Source organism: Streptomyces tremellae (assembly GCF_039540215.1).
GTDB lineage: Bacteria > Actinomycetota > Actinomycetes > Streptomycetales > Streptomycetaceae > Streptomyces > Streptomyces tremellae.
The window spans coordinates 37,660-55,509 of sequence record NZ_BAABEP010000022.1 but is presented as its reverse complement, the minus strand read 5'-3'; the positions used below and the strand labels follow the sequence as shown (position 1 = coordinate 55,509).

Annotated in this window: 13 protein-coding genes; 3 read left to right on the top strand and 10 right to left on the bottom strand. The window is 72.6% G+C overall.

Features of this window, described 5'->3' with window-relative positions; all coding sequences use genetic code 11:
* Nucleotides 1-21: 21 nt before the first annotated feature.
* The 6 genes from ppdK to ABEA77_RS17070 form a co-directional block, all read right to left on the bottom strand.
* A complete protein-coding gene (gene ppdK, locus ABEA77_RS17095; protein WP_425588296.1) occupies nucleotides 22-2,958 on the bottom strand; it encodes a pyruvate, phosphate dikinase in 2,937 nt (978 codons plus the stop codon).
* A 249-nt stretch (nucleotides 2,959-3,207) separates the two neighbouring features.
* Nucleotides 3,208-4,008: an HAD family hydrolase gene (locus tag ABEA77_RS17090; RefSeq protein WP_345647766.1), complete on the bottom strand. Its 801-nt coding sequence runs from the start codon at nucleotides 4,006-4,008 to the stop codon at nucleotides 3,208-3,210.
* A gap of 59 nt (nucleotides 4,009-4,067) precedes the next feature.
* Entirely contained in the window at nucleotides 4,068-5,195 is a 1,128-nt protein-coding gene (locus tag ABEA77_RS17085) for an ABC transporter ATP-binding protein (protein ID WP_345647764.1), read from the bottom strand.
* A 7-nt stretch (nucleotides 5,196-5,202) separates the two neighbouring features.
* Nucleotides 5,203-6,204 (bottom strand): ABC transporter permease, encoded by a 1,002-nt coding sequence (locus tag ABEA77_RS17080; protein ID WP_345647763.1) that lies wholly within the window; start codon nucleotides 6,202-6,204, stop codon nucleotides 5,203-5,205.
* Nucleotides 6,192-7,094, bottom strand: coding sequence for an ABC transporter permease (locus ABEA77_RS17075; protein ID WP_345647762.1), 903 nt, complete (start codon nucleotides 7,092-7,094; stop codon nucleotides 6,192-6,194). Before ABEA77_RS17075 ends, ABEA77_RS17080 begins: the two co-directional genes overlap by 13 nt.
* Nucleotides 7,094-8,263, bottom strand: a complete 1,170-nt coding sequence (locus ABEA77_RS17070; protein WP_425588295.1) for an ABC transporter substrate-binding protein — start codon at nucleotides 8,261-8,263, stop codon at nucleotides 7,094-7,096. The genes ABEA77_RS17075 and ABEA77_RS17070 overlap by 1 nt, the downstream gene beginning before the upstream one ends.
* Before the next feature lie 343 nt (nucleotides 8,264-8,606).
* On the opposite strand from ABEA77_RS17070, the gene ABEA77_RS17065 reads away from it, so the two are divergent.
* Nucleotides 8,607-9,380: a GntR family transcriptional regulator gene (locus tag ABEA77_RS17065; protein WP_345647760.1), complete on the top strand. Its 774-nt coding sequence runs from the start codon at nucleotides 8,607-8,609 to the stop codon at nucleotides 9,378-9,380.
* Between the two features lie 42 nt (nucleotides 9,381-9,422).
* Here ABEA77_RS17065 and ABEA77_RS17060 read toward each other — a convergent pair whose 3' ends face one another.
* A complete protein-coding gene (locus ABEA77_RS17060; protein ID WP_345647757.1) occupies nucleotides 9,423-10,469 on the bottom strand; it encodes an aldo/keto reductase in 1,047 nt (348 codons plus the stop codon).
* A gap of 335 nt (nucleotides 10,470-10,804) precedes the next feature.
* Nucleotides 10,805-11,995 carry a tRNA dihydrouridine synthase DusB gene (gene dusB, locus ABEA77_RS17050; RefSeq protein ID WP_345647754.1) on the bottom strand — a complete coding sequence of 397 codons (1,191 nt, stop codon included), beginning with the start codon at nucleotides 11,993-11,995 and terminating at the stop codon, nucleotides 10,805-10,807.
* A 90-nt stretch (nucleotides 11,996-12,085) separates the two neighbouring features.
* Between dusB and ABEA77_RS17045 the strand changes: the two genes are divergently transcribed.
* Nucleotides 12,086-13,609: an MFS transporter gene (locus ABEA77_RS17045; protein WP_345647751.1), complete on the top strand. Its 1,524-nt coding sequence runs from the start codon at nucleotides 12,086-12,088 to the stop codon at nucleotides 13,607-13,609.
* Between the two features lie 28 nt (nucleotides 13,610-13,637).
* Here the strand turns inward: ABEA77_RS17045 and ABEA77_RS17040 are convergent, their stop codons facing one another.
* Nucleotides 13,638-14,585 carry a helix-turn-helix transcriptional regulator gene (locus ABEA77_RS17040; RefSeq protein WP_345647748.1) on the bottom strand — a complete coding sequence of 316 codons (948 nt, stop codon included), beginning with the start codon at nucleotides 14,583-14,585 and terminating at the stop codon, nucleotides 13,638-13,640.
* 102 nt (nucleotides 14,586-14,687) lie between these two features.
* Here ABEA77_RS17040 and ABEA77_RS17035 point away from each other — a divergent pair, with 102 nt between their 5' ends.
* Nucleotides 14,688-16,199, top strand: a complete 1,512-nt coding sequence (locus ABEA77_RS17035) for an MFS transporter (RefSeq protein WP_345647746.1) — start codon at nucleotides 14,688-14,690, stop codon at nucleotides 16,197-16,199.
* A gap of 131 nt (nucleotides 16,200-16,330) precedes the next feature.
* On the opposite strand, the gene ABEA77_RS17030 is transcribed toward ABEA77_RS17035, so the two are convergent.
* Nucleotides 16,331-17,713 (bottom strand): glycine--tRNA ligase, encoded by a 1,383-nt coding sequence (locus ABEA77_RS17030; protein WP_345647743.1) that lies wholly within the window; start codon nucleotides 17,711-17,713, stop codon nucleotides 16,331-16,333.
* Nucleotides 17,714-17,850 lie beyond the last annotated feature (137 nt).

Below are 17,850 nucleotides of genomic sequence, written 5' to 3'. Positions count from 1 at the left end.
CGGCGGGGGCGGAGCGGGGGGCTACGCGCCGAGCACGGCGGCGCGGCCCGCCTCCAGGCGGGCGACCGGGATGCGGAACGGCGAGCAGGACACGTAGTCGAGGCCCGCCTCGTGGAAGAAGTGGACGGACTCGGGGTCGCCGCCGTGCTCGCCGCAGATGCCGAGCTTCAGGTCGGGCCGGGTGGCGCGGCCCGCCTCCGCCGCGCTGCGCACCAGCGCGCCCACGCCGTCGCGGTCGATGGTCTCGAACGGCGAGACACCGAAGATGCCCTTCTCCAGGTAGGCGGTGAAGAAGCTGGCCTCGACGTCGTCGCGGCTGAAGCCCCACACCGTCTGGGTGAGGTCGTTGGTGCCGAACGAGAAGAACTCGGCGGCCTCCGCGATCTGGCCGGCCGTCAGCGCGGCGCGCGGCAGCTCGATCATCGTGCCGAGGGAGAGCTTCAGCTCGGTGCCCGTGGCGCGTTCGACGTCCGCGATGACCCGCTCGGCCTCGTCCCGTACGATCTCCAGCTCCTGCACGGTGCCGACGAGCGGGATCATGACCTCGGCGCGCGGGTCGCCCTTGGCCTCGCGGCGCGCGGCCGCGGCCTCCGCGATGGCCCGCACCTGCATGGCGAAGAGGCCCGGGATCACCAGACCGAGGCGCACACCGCGCAGGCCGAGCATCGGATTCTGCTCGTGCAGCTTGTGCACGGCCTGGAGCAGTCGCAGGTCGTTCTCGTTGGCGTCCTTGCGGGACTCCGCGAGCGCGACGCGCACCGACAGCTCGGTGATGTCGGGCAGGAACTCGTGCAGCGGCGGGTCGAGCAGCCGCACGGTGACGGGCAGCCCGTCCATCGCCTCGAACAGCTCGACGAAGTCCGCCTTCTGGAGCGGCAGCAGCTGCCCGAGCGCGGCGTCGCGCTCCTCGTCGGTGTCGGCGAGGATCAGCCGCTCCACCAGCTCGCGGCGCTCACCGAGGAACATGTGCTCGGTGCGGCAGAGGCCGATGCCCTGGGCGCCGAACCTGCGGGCGCGCAGCGCGTCCTCGGTGTTGTCCGCGTTGGCGCGCACCCGCAGCCTGCGCCTGCGGTCCGCGTACGCCATCATCCGGTGCACGGACTCGACGAGTTCGCCGGCCTCCTCGGCGCCCGCGTGCATCCGGCCCTCGAAGTACTCGACCACCGGCGAGGGCACGACCGGCACCTCGTCGAGGTAGACCCTGCCTGTCGAGCCGTCGATGGAGATGACGTCGCCCTCCTCGACCACCCGCGAACCGGCCGTCAGGCGCCGCTTCTTGGTGTCGACCTCCAGTTCCTCCGCGCCGCACACACAGGTCTTGCCCATGCCGCGCGCGACCACCGCGGCGTGCGAGGTCTTGCCGCCGCGCGAGGTGAGGATGCCCTCGGCGGCGATCATGCCCTCCAGGTCGTCGGGGTTGGTCTCGCGCCGCACGAGGATGACCTTCTCCCCCGAGCGCGACCACTTGATCGCGGTGTACGAGTCGAAGACGGCCTTGCCCACGGCCGCGCCGGGCGACGCGGCGATGCCGCGGCCGAGCAGGTCGCGCTTGGCGCCGTCGTCGAAGCGCGGGAACATCAGCTGCGCGAGCTGCGCGCCGCTGACCCGGCGCAGCGCCTCGGCCTCGTCGATCAGGCCCTGGTCGACCAGCTGGGTCGCGATGCGGAAGGCGGCGCCCGCGGTGCGCTTGCCGACCCGGGTCTGGAGCATCCACAGCGTGCCGCGCTCGATCGTGAACTCGATGTCGCACAGGTCGAGGTAGTGGTTCTCCAGGATCTCCATGATCTCCAGGAGCCGGTCGTACGACGCCTTGTCGAGGGTCTCCAGATCGGCGAGCGGCACCGTGTTGCGGATGCCGGCGACCACGTCCTCGCCCTGCGCGTTCTGGAGGTAGTCGCCGTAGACGCCCTGGTGGCCGCTGGCCGGGTCGCGGGTGAAGGCGACGCCCGTGCCGGAGTCGGGGCCGAGGTTGCCGAAGACCATCGCGACGATGTTGACGGCTGTCCCGAGGTCGCCGGGGATGCGCTCCTGGCGGCGGTAGAGCCTGGCCCTGTCGGTGTTCCAGGATTCGAAGACCGAGCGGATCGCGAGGTCCATCTGCTCGCGCGGGTCCTGCGGGAAGTCACGGCCCGCCTCGCGCGAGACGATCTTCTTGAACGCCTTGACGAGCTTCTTCAGGTCGGCGGTCCCCAGCTCGACGTCGGTGGTGGCGCCGCGCCCCCGCTTGGCCTCGTCGAGCGCGTCCTCGAAGAGTTCGCCGTCGACACCGAGGACGGTGGTGCCGAACATCTGGATCAGGCGGCGGTACGAGTCCCACGCGAAGCGCTCGTCACCCGCCTGCTGGGCGAGGCCCGCGACGGAGTCGTCGGAGAGGCCGACATTGAGGACGGTGTCCATCATGCCGGGCATGGAGAACTTGGCGCCGCTGCGCACCGAGACGAGGAGGGGGTCGTCGCTCTGCCCGAGCTTCTTGCCCATCGTCTCCTCCAGGGTGGCGAGGTGCGCGCTGACCTCGCGACGCAGCGTGGCGGGTTCCGACCCTGAGGCCAGGTAGACCTTGCACGCCTCGGTGGTGATGGTGAAGCCGGGCGGGACGGGGAGGCCGAGGTTGGTCATCTCGGCGAGGTTGGCGCCCTTGCCGCCGAGCAGCCCCTTCATGCCCTTGTTGCCCTCGGTGAAGTCGTAGACGTATTTCCCGGCCTGCCCGTCCTGCTGTGCCCGCTCGGCGTGCTCGGTCCGCTGACCCTCGGCGGCCTGCCGGGCCTTCTCCGACCGCTCGGCCGACCGATCCTTGTTTTCCAGGTTCTCCGGGTTTTCCGGGTTTTCCGGGTTTTCCGGGTTTTCCGGGTTTTCCGGGTTCTCCGACACGGTCTCGACTCCTCGGGACGCGGTAGCTGCCCTGACGGCGAGGAACATACCCAGATCGAAGGCGTCTGGGGATGTCCACCTGACTGTCATACGGCCATAACCACCCGTCCGCCACTGGATCTAAAGCGCTCCGGAGTGGAGCCGATCACTCCGGATCTTTCAGGAAGCGAAGAGTCGATGACCAGGACATGGCCTCATGCGCTCATCTGAGCAATGACAACGACGTCTGAGTTCAGTTCCCGAACGCGGAAGGGGTGGCACCCAGTGCCACCCCTTCCAGAGTCACAGGCGAGCGCAATCCGCTCATCTGAGCAATTCTGAGATCAAACGTGGCGAATGTCACGCCGTCCGCGGCCGGAATTCGACGCTCACGCACGCCGCGAGATCGGCCGGACCGATGCCGTCGAGGCTGGCCGCGAAGTACCGTCCTTCCCCCTCGGCCACCGGCAGCAGCGACGGCACCACCAGTACCGGGCAGCCGGCCGCGCGCGCCGAGGCGGTCCCGTCGGGCGAGTCCTCCACGGCCACGCACGCGCCGGGCGCCACCCCGAGCCGCCCGGCGGCGGCGAGATACGGCGCGGGGTGCGGCTTGGTCAGCGGGGTGTCGTCGGCTGAGAGCGTGAACGCGAAACCGGCGTCCGCGAGCGCCCCCGCGACGACCGAGTCGACCACACTCCTTGGCGAGGCGCTGACCAGTGCGAACGGCACGTCCGCCGCCCGCAGCGCAGCCAGCAGCGGGTCGACGCCGGGGCGCAGCGGCGCCCCGGCGTCGGCCCGCAGCGAGAACGCGCGGGTCAGCCGGCGGGCGACCGCGTCGACGGCATCGGCCCGCCGCGCGCCGGGCGGGTCCGCCGCGTCCCCGGCCGGCGGACGTGCGGGGCCGCCCGGCGCCTCCGGTGGGGCCGCGGCGCCCGGGGTGTGCACGCCGCCCGGCCCCGCGCGGTCCGCGGCGGCCCGGCCTGCCGCCCCCCGTGCCGTGACCCGCACCAGGTGCGCGGCGGTGTCCCGGACGGCGCGGCCCACCACCTCGGGCGCGTCGCCGTCCCCGAGCCGGTGGCCGAGACCGGCGGCCACCTCGGCCGCCGCGTCCCACCAGAGGCACTCGGTGTCGACCAGGGTCCCGTCCATGTCGAACAACACGGCCGCGGGCACCGTCCCTGGAGCCGGGGCGTGAAGGCCGCCGGCACGGCCCTCCGTGCTCACGCCGCCTGCCCCGCGCCGGACGCGCCGGGAGCGGGGACCACGAGCACCGGCCGGTCGGCGGGGGCTACCGCGGCGCGCACGCCGGGCCCGAGCCCGCCCGCGTCCCGCGAGGGGACGTCCGCCTTCACGGCCGTACCGTCCGGCAGGTCGAGCAGGACGCGGGTGACCGAGCCGAGGAAGGACGCGGACACCACGGTCGCGGGGCCCTCGGGGTCGGGCGCAGCCGTGATGTTCTCGGGCCTGATCAGCACGTCGACCGCGCCCCCGGCCACCGCGGGGGCCTCGCCGTCCACCGGGAGCAGCGCGCCCGCGACCCGGACGAGGCCGGGACCCGCGAGGGTGCCGGGCAGGCGGTTCATCGTGCCGACGAACTCGGCGACGAACGCCGTCGCGGGGCGCTCGTACAACGCTGCGGGGCTCGCGCACTGTTCGAGGCGGCCGGCGCTGAGGACGGCGACCCGGTCCGCCATCGAGAGAGCCTCCTCCTGGTCGTGGGTGACGAAGATGGTGGTGATGCCGAGCGAGAGCTGGAGCCGCCTGATCTCCTCGCGCAGGGACAGCCTGACCTTCGCGTCGAGTGCGGAGAGCGGCTCGTCGAGCAGCAGCACGCGCGGCCGCAGCGCCAGCGCGCGGGCCAGCGCGACCCGCTGCTGCTGGCCGCCCGACATCTGGTGCGGGAAGCGGTCGCCGTGGTCGGGCAGCCCCACGAGGTCGAGGAGTTCGGCCGCGCGCTCGCGCCGCTCGGCCGCCGCCACCTTGCGCACCCGCAGCCCGAAGGCGACGTTGTCGCGGGCGCTGAGGTGCGGGAAGAGGCTGTACGACTGGAAGACCATGCCCGCGTCGCGCCGGTTGGCGGGGACGCGGGTGATGTCCTCGCCGTCCACCAGCACCTCGCCCGCGTCGGGGTGCTCGAACCCGGCGAGCACGCGCAGCGCGGTGGTCTTGCCGCAGCCCGAAGGGCCCAGCAGGGCGAGGAGTTCGCCGGGCCGCACGGTCAGGTCGAGGCCGTCGAGCGCGACGGTCGGGCCGAACGCCCGGCGCAGGCCGCGGAATTCGACGAGCGCCCCGGTGGCGGGCGCGCGGCCGTCCGCCGCGGGCGCGGGGGACGTGGTGGGTGTGACCATGGGAGGGCTACTCCTTGGCTGAGGTGGCGGGCAGGGGGGCGGCGCCGGACGCCGGTGCCGTACGCGCCCGGGGCGCGGGGGGCTCCGCCGCGGCGCCGGGCGCCGCGGCACCGGTGTCGGCGCGGGCGCCCGCGCGCGACAGCACGAGCAGCAGCGCCCAGGCGATCAGCAGGCTGAGCAGCGACACCGCGACCGACATCTGTGCCTGGTCACCCGAGATGGTGACGATCCACACCGCGAACGGCTCGTAGCCGAGGAGGGCGGCGATCGTGTACTCGCCGAGGACCAGCGCGAGCGTCAGGAACGCGGCGCCGGCCAGCGAGGAGCGCAGGTTGGGCAGCACGACCCGCCAGACGGTCGCGGCCATCGAGGCCCCGCAGTTGCGGGCCGCCTCCACCAGCGTGGTGAGGTCGACGGCGCGCAGGCCCGCGTCGAGCGAGCGGTAGACGAAGGGCAGCGCGAGCACCACGTAGGCGAAGACCAGCACCAGGGGGAACGACGGGTTCTGCACGGCGATGAAGGTCTGGTAGAGCGGGGTCGTGGCCAGGTGGTCGGGGCCCCACCTCAGCGCGCTCTGCACGCCGCTGACCAGCGCGATCGGCGGGACGACCAGGGGCAGCATGCAGACGATCTCGACCACGGGCCGCAGCCGGGGCGCGCCGAGGCGCACCGCGACCATGGCGGGCACCACGAGCAGCAGCGACAGCGCGATGGTGGCGGCGGCGAGGCCGAGCGAGAGCAGCAGGCTCCGGCCGAAGCCGTCGGCGGAGAGTATGCCGGTGTAGGCGTCGAAGTCGACGCCCTGGCCGGGGACATGGACGGTGAAGACGAACGACGCGACGAGCGGCACCACGAAGTCCACGCCCGCGAGGCCGAGGACGGCGCCCCGCCAGACGCGGGGCCGCCCGCGCCGCGCCCCCGCGCGCCGCCTCGCCGCCGGTGCGCCGCCCTGCGGGGAGGCGACGGGCGCGGTGCCCGCGCCGTCCGCCGTGGAGGTCAGTGCAGCCATCGGGTGCTCCGTCGCTGGAGGGGCAGGTAGACCGCCATCACGAGTCCGGCGATCACGATCATGTCGAGGCTGAGCGCGAGCGCCACGTTCTCCTGGCCGACCTGGACGTTGCCGGAGAGCGCGTCCGCGATCTTCAGGGTCACGAGCGGCACGGAGCCGCCGACCAGCGCGGCGGCGGTGGCGTACGCGGCGAAGGCCGAGCCGAACAGCAGCACGAAGCCGCCGAGCAGCGTGGGCGCGAGCACCGGGATGCCGACATGGCGCCAGAACTGGCCTGTCGTGGCGCCCGAGTTGAGCGCGGCCTCCCGCCACTGCGGGCGCAGCCCGTCGAGTGCGGGAACCGACACCAGGACCATCAGCGGGATGAGGAAATAGAGGTAAATGACGACGAGGCCGGGGAACGAGTAGAGGTTCCAGCCGGCCGCGCCCAGGTGCGCGACCTGGGTGACGACGCCGGAGATGCCGAGCGTGGCGACGAAGGCGAACGCGAGGGGCACCCCGCCGAAGTTGGCGAGGACGCCGGAGGCGGTGAGCACGGACTCGCGCAGCGCGCCGCGCCGCGAGACCACCACGGCCTGGGCGATCAGCATGCCGAGCACGCAGCCGATCAGGGCGGTCAGCGCGGAGAGTTCGACGCTGCCGGTGAGCGAGGCGAGGTAGGCGCCGCCGAGCGAGGTGGAGAGGTTGGCGCCGGTCGCGTGCGTGGCGCCGCCCTGGTCCGTGGTGAGGGCCCCGTAGACGACGAAGCCGACGGGCAGGCCGAAGCAGGCCGCGGCGAAGACGAGCAGCGGGAGCGTGCCGAGCCAGGAGCGCGACGCGCGACGCCGCCGGCCGCCGCCGGCGGCGCGCGGGGCGGGCGTGCCCGGTGCGGGCAGGGTGTCGGCCGGCATCAGGAGACGGCCTTGTCCCAGTTCTGGGCGAGGACGCCCTTGACCTTGTCGAGGTCGCCGGAGGACGGGAAGACCGGAGTGCCGGACACCTTGGGCAGTTTGGCGACGAACGCCTTGTCGGCGGAGCCGTCCGCGGTCATCGAGGGCAGCAGCACGGGGCGCGCGTACCCCTTGAGGAAGAGGTTCTGCCCGGTGGTGCTGTAGAGGAACTCCATCCACAGGCGGGCGGCCGCCGGGTGTGGCGCGTCCTTGTTGACGGCCTGCGAGTAGTACTGGGCGTACTGGCCGTCGGAGGGTACGGAGACCTTCCAGTCGACGCCCTTGGAGGTGAACTCGTCGGCGTAGGAGGCGTTCAGGTAGTCCCAGTCGATGGAGATGGGCGTCTCGCCCTTCTCCACAGTGGCCGGTGTGGACTCGACGGGGATGAAGTTGCCGCTCCTCTTCAGCTTGCCGAAGTAGTCGATGCCGGGCTGGATGTCGGTGAAGCCGCCCTTGTTGGCGAGGGCGGCCGCGTAGACGCCGCCGAAGGCGGAACCGGACTTGTTGGGGTTGCCGTTGAGCGCGACCTTGCCCTTGTACTCGGGCTTGAGGAGGTCCGCGAAGGTGGTGGGGCAGACCCTGACGCGCTTGGCGTCGCAGCCGATGGAGATGTAGCCGCCGTAGTCGTTGTACCAGAGGCCCTGCGGGTCCTTCTGCGACGCGGGGATCTTGTCGAAGTCCGCGACCTTGTACGGGGCGAACAGGCCCTGGGAGGCGCCGCTGCGGTCGAAGGGGATGCCGAGGTCGACCACGTCGGGCGCGCGGCCCTGGCCCTTGCGGGAGGTGACCGCGTTGATCTCGTCCGCGCTGGCCGCGTCGGGCGTCTCGTCCTTGACCTTGATCTTGTACTTGGCCTCGAACTCCTTGATGATCTCACCGTAGTTGGCCCAGTCGGGCGGCAGGGCTATCGCGTTGAGCGTGCCCTCCTTCTCGGCCGCCTCGACGAGGGCGTCCATGCCGCCGAAGTCGGCGGCGGAGGTGGCGGAGGCGGCCGTGGCGCCGCCCGCCGACGAGGCGCTGCCCGCGCCGTCCTGCTTGGCGCCGCAGGCGGTGAGCGCGGTGAGCGCCGCGGTGGTCAGGGCCACGGCGGCGGCGAGCCCGCGGCGGTCGCGCGTACGGGTTCTGGTCACGCTGGTCTCCCGGATGGCAGAGGGGTACGAGGACATGGGGGATGGCGTGGCCTGCCCGGCGCGAAGCGCACTTGTTCAGACAAGCCGGCATCAGTTCGCCCGGTCGCCGTGACCGGTGGGTGAACGGGTGGCGGCCGCCCGCGGTCGGTGAGGAGAAGACGGGGCGGGCTGTTCGACCACGGATCTACCCGTGTTCGACACGGCTGACACCCTGAGACGGGGTAGCCGGGGGATGTCACCAACCGTGCAGGGACAGGTGGTCAGAGTGAGCTTCCGGTCCGTGGCACATACTCGTAACTGTGCACAGGCAAAGCGGGAACGTGCGGCAGGCGGAGGGGGACGCGTGAGCGGTTCGCGCTACGGGGAGATCGCGGAGGCGCTGCGCCGGTCGATCCTCGAAGGGGAGTATCCCGTGGGGGCGTTGCTGCCCTCGGAGAGCGACCTCGCGGCCCGCTGGGGCGCCTCGCGCGGCACGGTGCGGCAGGCGGTTGGCCTGCTCGCCTCCGAGGGGCTCATCGGCTCGCGGCAGGGGGCGCGCCGGGTGGTGCTGCGGCAGGAACGGCGTCACAGCTTCGCCCAGTTGACGAGTTTCGCGCAGTGGGCGCAGGCGATGGGCTGCGAGGTGTCGAGCCGCATCCTCACCCGCACGACGCGGCGCGCGGGGGCCGAGGAGGCATCGCGGCTCGGCGTCGCGCGGGACAGCGAGGTGCTGTACGTGCTGCGGCTGCGCAGGCTCGACGGCGAGCCCGTGCTCGTGGAGCGCACCGCGTACACGGACTGGGTGGCGCCCGCGGTCCGCGACCTCCCGGACGACTGCGTCTCGATCATGGACAGCATCGCCGAGAACGCGGGGATCGTGGCGCACTACGGGGAGCACCTGATCGACGCGGTGGCGGCGGGCAGCGAGGACGCGCGGCTGCTGGGGGTGCGCCGCGGCAGCCCGCTGCTGCGGCAGCGCTACCTGACGTACACGGCGGCGGGCCGCCCCATCGAGTGGACGGACGACCGCTACCTGCCGGGCAGCGTGGCGTTCGCGGTGAGCAACTCGGCGGCGGCGTCGCCCCTTGAGCGCCACGCGGGCCCTTCGGTCACCCCGCACCCGGTGCGGGCGCCCTGAGGGGACGCCCGCACCCGGGCTCCTTGCGTACGGCGGCCGCGCTCAGCGCGCCCGGCCGTGCAGCGCCAGGTCCGGGACGCCGAAGCGGTCGGAGGCCGCGGCCGCCTGGTGCCAGTGCGGGTAGATCAGGTACGGCGCGCTCACCTTGTCGAGCCGGTCCACGTCCTCCGCCGAGAGCGCGACCTCGGCGGCGCCGAGGTTGTCGGCGAGTTGCTCGTCCTTGCGGGCGCCGATGACCAGTGTGGTGACGGCCGGCTTCGCGAGCAGGTAGGCGAGGGAGACCTGCGCGGGTGACGCGCCGTGGGCCGAGGCGATGTCGACGACCGTCTCGATCGTGTTGTACAGCTTCTCCTCGTCGCGCACGGGCGGTTCGCTCCACTCGGTGAGGTGACGGCCCTCGCTTGCCTGCTGCCCGCGCCGGTACTTGCCGGACAGCAGCCCGCCCGCGAGCGGACTCCACACCATCACGCCGAGGCCCTGGTCGAGGGAGAGCGGGACCAGCTCGTACTCGGCGTCGCGGGATTCGAGCGAGTAGTAGATCTGGTTGCTGACGAAGCGTTCCCAGCCGTGCGCGTCGGAGGCGGCGAGCGCCTTCATCAGCTGCCAGCCGGTGTAGTTGGAGACACCGAGGTAGCGGACCTTGCCGGAGCGCACCAGGGAGTCCAGGGTCTGGAGGGTCTCCTCCAGCGGTGTCTGCCCGTCCCACTCGTGCACGTGGTAGATGTCCAGGTGGTCGGTGCCGAGGCGGCGCAGGCTCGCCTCCACCTGCTCCAGGATGTGCTGGCGGGACAGACCCTGCTCGTTGGGTCCGTCGCCCATCTTCATGCGGACCTTGTCGGAGATCAGCACCTTGTCGCGCCGTCCCGCGAGCGCCTTGCCCACGATCTCCTCGGACAGGCCCCCCGAGTACATGTTGGCCGTGTCGATCAGGTTGACGCCCGCGTCCAGACACATGTCGATCTGCCGCTTGGCGCCCGCCACGTCCGTGTTGCCGAGCCGGCCGAACTGGTCCTTGCCGCCGAACGTCATGGTGCCCATGGAGAGCACGGAGACGCGCAACCCCGAGCGTCCGAGCTGCCTGTACTCCATCGTGGTTCCCTCTCGGTCGTACGGAGCGCCGGGGAGACCGGCGCACTCCGGACGACTACCACGTCAGCGGCTGCCGAACCACCCGCACCCGCCGCGCCCGGCACCACCGGCGCCCTGACCCGAGCCTCCAGGCCCTCGGAGGCGCCGATCCACAGCACGTCCGGCGTGCGGGCGTCGCCGGCCAGACGGGCCTGCGTCGTGCGGATCGCGGTCAGAGCGGGATAGGCGTGACCACCGGTACCCCCTCCCGTCACGATCAGGCGGAAGACAGCGGGGGTGGAGAGGTGGTGTTCACTCCGGGCACCCTAGCGGCCGCCGGCCCCCGGGGAGGCGGATCAGCCGCCCGAGGTGGCGAGTTCGGCGGAGGCGTCGACTCCCGCGCAGTCGTACGGGTCGCGCAGCCAGCCGTCCGGCAGGACCACGCGGTTGTTGCCCGAGGAGCGGCCACGCGGGCCGTCCGCGCCCTGGGGCCAGGGCTGGTCCAGGTCGAGCCCGGCGAGCAGCTCGTCGAGCTGGGCGAGCGAGGAGGTGACCGCGAGCTTCCTGCGCAGCTCGGAGCCGACCGCGAAGCCCTTGAGGTACCAGGCGACGTGCTTGCGGAAGTCGACCACGCCGCGCGCCTCGTCGCCGAGCCACTCCCCCAGCAGCTGCGCGTGCCGGTGCATCACGGCGGCGACCTGGCGCAGCGTGGGCCGCAGCGCCTCGCCCGTGCCCTCGAACCCGGCGACGAGGTCGGCGAAGATCCAGGGCCGCCCGAGGCAGCCGCGGCCCACCACGACGCCGTCGCAGCCCGTCTCGCGCACCATGCGCAGGGCGTCGTCCGCGGACCAGATGTCGCCGTTGCCGAGGACGGGGATCTCCGGGACGTGCTCCTTGAGGCGGGCGATGGACTCCCAGTCCGCGGTGCCGCCGTAGTGCTGGGCCGCGGTCCTGCCGTGCAGGGCGATCGCGGTCACGCCCTCGTCCACGGCGATCCGCCCGGCGTCCAGGCTGGTGAGGTGGTCGTCGTCGATGCCCTTGCGCATCTTCATGGTGACCGGCAGGGCGCCGGCGTTGGAGACGGCCTGGTGGAGGATGGCGCGGAGCAGGGGCCGCTTGTACGGGAGGGCCGAGCCGCCGCCCTTGCGGGTGACCTTCGGCACGGGACAGCCGAAGTTGAGGTCGATGTGGTCGGCCAGGTCCTCGTCCACGATCATGCGGACGGCCCGGCCCACGGTCTCCGGGTCGACGCCGTACAGCTGGATGGAGCGGGGCGTCTCGCCCGGGTCGAACCGGATCAGCTGCATGGTCTTCTCGTTGCGCTCGACCAGCGCCCGTGTGGTGATCATCTCACTGACGAAGAGGCCCTTGCCGCCCGCGAACTCCCGGCACAGCGTCCGGAACGGCGCGTTGGTGATGCCCGCCATCGGCGCGAGCACCACGGGCGGCGTGACGGCGTAGGGACCGACCTGGAGCGCGGCGGCCGCCCGCGCGGCGGGGGCCTCGGCGCGCACGGCGGCCGGAGGGGCAGGGGTCTCGGTGGTCATGGACCCATTGTCACGTATCCCACGCGGAGCCCCGGCGGGGAATCAGGTGTGCGTTACACCCAGGTCATTAGTTTTGCGTACTATCGATGTATGCCCGAGCTCAGCCCCCGACGGCGGATGCTGGTGCTTGCGATCTGCTGCATGAGCCTGCTGATCGTCAGCCTCGACAACACCGTCCTCAACGTCGCCCTGCCCGCCATGCAGAAGGAACTGCACGCGAGCGTCTCAGGACTCCAGTGGACGATCGACGCGTACACGCTGGTCCTCGCCTCGCTGCTGATGCTCTCGGGTTCCACGGCCGACCGGATCGGCCGCCGCCGCGTCTTCAAGACCGGCCTGGTGGTCTTCACCATCGGCTCGGTGCTCTGCTCGGTCGCGCCCAATCTGGAGACGCTGGTCGTCTTCCGGATGCTCCAGGCCGTCGGCGGCTCGATGCTCAACCCGGTCGCCATGTCGATCATCACCAACACCTTCACGGAACCGCGGGAGCGGGCCCGCGCCATCGGTGTGTGGGGCGGCGTGGTCGGCCTGTCCATGGCGGCGGGGCCGTTGGTCGGCGGGGTGCTCGTGGACTCCGTCGGGTGGCGCTCGATCTTCTGGATCAACCTGCCGATCGGCCTGGCCGCGTCCGTGCTGACCTGGAAGTTCGTGCCGGAGTCGCGCGCCGCGAAGGCCCGCAGGCCCGACCCGGTCGGGCAGGCGCTGGTGATCGGCGTGCTGGGCGCGGTCACCTACACCATCATCGAGGTCCCCTCGGCCGGCTGGACGTCGCCGCGCATCCTGGCGCTGATCTGCCTGGCCGTGGCCTGCCTCGCCGCCCTGCTGACGTACGAGCCCCGGCGCGCGGAGCCCCTGATCGACCTGCGGTTCTTCCGCAGCGCGCCGTTCAGCGGCGCCACCGTGATCGCGGTCTGCGCGTTCGCCGGGCTCGGCGGCTTCCTCTTCGTCAACACGCTCTACCTCCAGGAGGCGCGGGGCCTGACCGCCCTGCACGCGGGTCTCTACCTGCTGCCGATGGCCGCGGTCACCGGTGTCTGCGCGCCGCTGTCGGGACGCCTCGTCGGCAGCAGGGGGCCGCGGCCCTCGCTGGTCGTCGCGGGCGTGGGGATGACCGTGAGCGGGGTGCTGTTCGCCGCCTTCCAGGCGGACGCGCACACGCCGCTGCTGTTCCTCGGGTACGTGCTGTTCGGCTTCGGGTTCGGCTGGGTCAACGCGCCCATCACCAACACCGCGGTCTCCGGCATGCCGCGCTCGCAGGCGGGCGTGGCCGCCGCGGTCGCCTCCACCAGCCGCCAGATCGGTTCGACGCTGGGCGTGGCCGTGCTCGGCGCGGTGCTCGCGGGCGGTGTCACCTCGGCCGTCGCCTCCCCCGCGGGCTCGGGGCACCCGTCGGCCGCGTACCTCGCCTCGTTCTCCGAAGCGGCGCGCCCCGCCTGGTGGATCCTGACGGCGTGCGGCTTCGCGGTCCTCGTCCTCGGCATCGCCACCAGCGGCGACTGGGCGCGCCGGAGCGCGCAACGCGCGGCGGCCCTCTTCGAGCAGCCGCAGGACGCGCCGCCGCGGGGGGCAGGGGCCGCCGCGCCGGTCCGCTCGGGCCCGTCCCACCGCGTCTGACGGCGCGCCCGGCCGCGGTGCCCCGGCCTCAGAGCTCGGCGTACGCGCGTGCCGGGCGCGCCCCGTGCGGCTGCGCCCGCCGGGCGCGCAGGTCGCGCGCGTACGTCTCAAGCCGGCCGAGCCGCTCCTTCGTCTCCTCGTCCACCGGGACGTAACCGAGCAGCACTGGGCCCGCCTTGGGGCCGAGCCACAGCGGCGTCTGCTCCAGGTTCAGCCGCCCGACGACGGCGTTGTCGAAGCTCTTGCGGTAGCCCGTGTTGGTGTCGACCTCGTGCCGGTCCCAGGCCGCGCGGAACTCCTCGGACGCGCCCCGCAGCCGGGCGAGCAGCGCCTTCCACGCCGGGTCGCCCAGGTGCTCGGCCATCGAGGCGCGGAAACGCGCCGCCATCGCGCGCTGCGCGTTCGCCCGGTCCACCAGCGCGGCGCGCCACGCGTCGTCGGTGAAGGCGAGCCAGAGGCAGTTGCGGTCCTCGGGCGGCAGCACGTCGAGGTCGCGCATCAGCACGCCGTACGTGCTGTTGTACGCGAGCAGGTCGTACCTGCTGTTCTGTACGGCGGCGGGGAAGGGTTCGAGCTGCTCCAGCATGCCCCGCAGCGCGGGTGTGACCTGCGGGCAGGGCGTCGTCGGGTCCGGGTCGACGCCGCCTGCCAGCGCGAACAGGTGGGCCCGCTCGACCGGGTCGAGCAGCAGGGCGCGGGCCAGCGCGTCGAGAACCTGCGGGGAGACCTTGATGTCGCGGGCCTGTTCGAGCCACGTGTACCAGGTGACGCCGACCGACGAGAGGTGCGCGACCTCCTCGCGGCGCAGCCCCGGGGTGCGGCGGCGGCTGCCGCGCGCCAGGCCCACCTGCTCGGGGCTGATGCGCTCGCGGCGGCTGCGCAGGAACTCCGCCAGCTCGCGGCGGCGCACGTCCGGGCGCTGCGCGGGGGCCCTGGGCGGCTGCCCCGGGTCGCCCTGGACGGTGGTCGTCGTCATGTGTTTCAGTCTGCCGCAGGGCCCACCCTGTTACCAGGTACTTCTTCTACCAGGATAAAGACACTCTGGTACCTGGTTGCGAGGAGGGCGATCGTCGGTGGCATGACCAAGGCATCCACTTCCGCCGCCACGGCGGCGGCAGGGCCCGCGACGGCGCCGCCCGCGGGCCCCCAGGCGGCGCCGCAGCGCCCGCGAGGCGACCAGGGGGCGGTCGTCCACCGCCACGGCGCGGCGCTCGGCCCGCTCGGCCTGTTCACGGTGCTGCTGGGCGCGGCACTCCCCCTGATCGACTTCTTCATCGTCAACGTCGCCCTGCCCACCATCGAGCGCGACCTCGACGCGGGCGCGGCGCTGCTCGAACTGGTCGTCGCCGGGTACGGCCTGAGCTACGCGGTGCTGCTGGTGCTCGGCGGCAGGCTCGGCGACATGTTCGGCCGCCGCAGGCTGTTCCTCGCGGGCATGGCCGCGTTCGGCGTCACCTCCCTCGCCTGCGGTCTCGCGCCCGACGCCTGGTCCCTGGTGGCCGCCAGGGTCGCGCAGGGCGCGGCGGCCGCGCTGATGCTGCCGCAGGTGCTCGCCACGATCCACGCCTCCACGACGGGCCACCGCAGGGCCCGCGCCCTGTCGATGTACGGCGCGACGGCGGGCCTCGCGATGGTCGCGGGCCAGATACTCGGGGGCGTGCTGGTCGCCGCCGACATCGCGGGCTCCGGCTGGCGCGCGATCTTCCTGGTGAACGTGCCTGTCGCGGTCGTCGGCCTGTTCCTCGCCGTGCGGTCCGTGCCCGAGACCCGCTCGCAGGCGCCCGCCCCGGTCGACGTGCCGGGCACGCTGCTCCTCGCCGCCGCGCTCACCTCGCTGCTCGCGCCGCTCACCGAGGGCCGCGCGGCGGGCTGGCCACTGTGGACGTGGGTGTCGCTCGCCGCGTTCCCTTTCCTCGCGTACGCGCTCTACGCGGTGGAGCGGCGCGCCGACCGCGCGGGCCGCACGCCGCTGGTGCCGCCGAGCCTGTTCCAGCAGGTGTCGCTGCGGCGCGGGCTGGTCCTCGTGGTGCCGTTCTCCATCGGCTTCGGCGGCTTCATGTTCGTCTTCGCCGTCGCCCTCCAGCAGGGTCTCGGGATGGGCGCCGTCGCGGCGGGCGTGGCGCTCGTGCCGCTCGCCGTGACGTTCTTCGCCGCGTCCCTCGCCGGGCCCCGGCTGGTGCGCCGCCACGGCAGCCGCATCGTGCCCGCGGGCGCCGCCCTCCAGGGCCTCGGCCTCGCGCTCCTCGCGTACGCGGTGTGGCGCGACTGGCCCTCGGTCGGCACGCTCGCGCTGCTGCCCGGCACGGCGCTCGCGGGCGCGGGGCAGGGGCTCCAGCTGCCGGTGCTGTTCCGGATCGTGCTCTCCGACGTGCCGCAGGAGCGCGCGGGCGTGGGCAGCGGCGTGATGGTCACCACCCAGCAGTCGACACTGGCGCTCGGGGTGGCCACGCTCGGCTCGCTGTTCCTGACGCTGGCCGGCGCGGGCACGGCGCACATGGGCCACGCGCTGGCCGTGACGCTGCTGACGCAGCTGGGCCTGGTGGTGCTCACGGGCCTGCTGGCGCTGCGGCTGCCCCGCGCGGTCTCCTGACCCCCGCGCCCGTACCGCGTCCGCACCGCGCCCGTACGGAGGCGGGGCGGGCGGGCACGGCGAAGGGCCCGCCCCCCGGTCCGGGGACGGGCCCTTCCGCATGCCGTGCCGTACCGCCTGCGCGGAAGCCCTCAGCAGCCGAGCAGGCGGGCGCCCAGGTACGCCTGGATCTGGTCCAGGGAGACGCGCTCCTGCGCCATCGTGTCGCGCTCGCGCACGGTGACCGCGTTGTCGTCCAGGGTGTCGAAGTCGACGGTCACGCAGAACGGCGTGCCGATCTCGTCCTGGCGGCGGTAGCGGCGGCCGATGGCGCCCGCGTCGTCGAACTCGATGTTCCAGTTGCGCCGCAGGTCCTCGGCGAGGCCCTTGGCCTTCGGCGAGAGCTGCGGGTTGCGGGAGAGCGGGAGCACCGCGACCTTGACCGGCGCGAGCCGCGGGTCGAGGCGCATCACCGTGCGCTTCTCCATGACGCCCTTCGCGTTGGGCGCCTCGTCCTCGTTGAACGCGTCGAGCATGAAGGCGAGCATGCCGCGGCCGACGCCCGCGGCGGGCTCGATCACGTACGGCGTCCAGCGCTCGCCGGCCTCCTGGTCGAAGTACGACAGGTCGTGGCCCGAGGCCTTGGCGTGCGCGGACAGGTCGTAGTCGGTGCGGTTGGCGACGCCTTCCAGCTCGCCCCACTCGCTGCCGCCGAACTGGAAGCGGTACTCGATGTCGGCCGTGCGCTTCGAGTAGTGGGAGAGCTTCTCCTTGGGGTGCTCGAACCAGCGCATGTTCTCCTCGCGCATGCCGAGCCCCGTGTACCAGCTCCAGCGCTGCTCAAGCCAGTACTCGTGCCACTTCTCGTCCTCGCCCGGCTTGACGAAGAACTCCATCTCCATCTGCTCGAACTCGCGGGTGCGGAAGATGAAGTTGCCCGGCGTGATCTCGTTGCGGAAGGACTTGCCGATCTGGGCGATGCCGAACGGCGGCTTCTTGCGCGAGGTCTGCTGGACCTGGGCGAAGTTGGTGAAGATGCCCTGCGCGGTCTCGGGGCGCAGGTAGGCGACGGAGCCGGAGTCCTGCGTCGGGCCGAGGTGCGTGGCCAGCAGGCCGGAGAACTGCTTGGGCTCGGTGAAGGTGCCCTTGTTGCCGCAGTTGGGGCAGTTGATGTCGGCGAGGCCGTTCGCCGGAGCCTTGCCGTGCTTCTCCTCGTACGCCTCTTCCAGGTGGTCGGCGCGGAACCGCTTGTGGCAGTACGTGCACTCGGTGAGCGGGTCCGTGAAGGTCTCGACGTGTCCCGACGCCTGCCACACCTCGGTCGCGAGGATCACCGAGGAGTCGAGGCCGACGACGTCCTCGCGGGAGGTGACCATGGCGCGCCACCACTGGCGCTTGATGTTCTCCTTCAGCTCGACCCCGAGCGGCCCGTAGTCCCAGGCGGCGCGCTGGCCGCCGTAGATCTCACTGGACGGGTAGACGAAGCCACGGCGCTTGCTCAGGTTGACGATGCTGTCGATCTTGTCGGCGGCCACGGTGCTCTCTTCATTACGATGACGGCGAATGGCGAATACCTCAGATTAGCGGCGGCCGCACCCCCCGGATCAAATCGGCGGCGGCTGGCAGAATGGAGGGAGCCGTGACCCAGGTACCGATGACGCCGAGGAGGCAT

Excerpts from the sequence above, each read along its gene's own strand:
- ABEA77_RS17045 (WP_345647751.1), top strand. The coding sequence starts at position 12,086 with ATGCCCGAGCTCAGCCCCCGACGGCGGATGCTGGTGCTTGCGATCTGC.
- ABEA77_RS17075 (WP_345647762.1), bottom strand. The coding sequence starts at position 7,094 with ATGCCGGCCGACACCCTGCCCGCACCGGGCACGCCCGCCCCGCGCGCC.
- ABEA77_RS17060 (WP_345647757.1), bottom strand. The coding sequence starts at position 10,469 with ATGGAGTACAGGCAGCTCGGACGCTCGGGGTTGCGCGTCTCCGTGCTC.
- ABEA77_RS17040 (WP_345647748.1), bottom strand. The coding sequence starts at position 14,585 with ATGACGACGACCACCGTCCAGGGCGACCCGGGGCAGCCGCCCAGGGCC.
- ppdK (WP_425588296.1), bottom strand. The coding sequence starts at position 2,958 with ATGACAGTCAGGTGGACATCCCCAGACGCCTTCGATCTGGGTATGTTC.
- ABEA77_RS17085 (WP_345647764.1), bottom strand. The coding sequence starts at position 5,195 with ATGGTCACACCCACCACGTCCCCCGCGCCCGCGGCGGACGGCCGCGCG.
- ABEA77_RS17035 (WP_345647746.1), top strand. The coding sequence starts at position 14,688 with ATGACCAAGGCATCCACTTCCGCCGCCACGGCGGCGGCAGGGCCCGCG.
- dusB (WP_345647754.1), bottom strand. The coding sequence starts at position 11,995 with ATGACCACCGAGACCCCTGCCCCTCCGGCCGCCGTGCGCGCCGAGGCC.
- ABEA77_RS17080 (WP_345647763.1), bottom strand. The coding sequence starts at position 6,204 with ATGGCTGCACTGACCTCCACGGCGGACGGCGCGGGCACCGCGCCCGTC.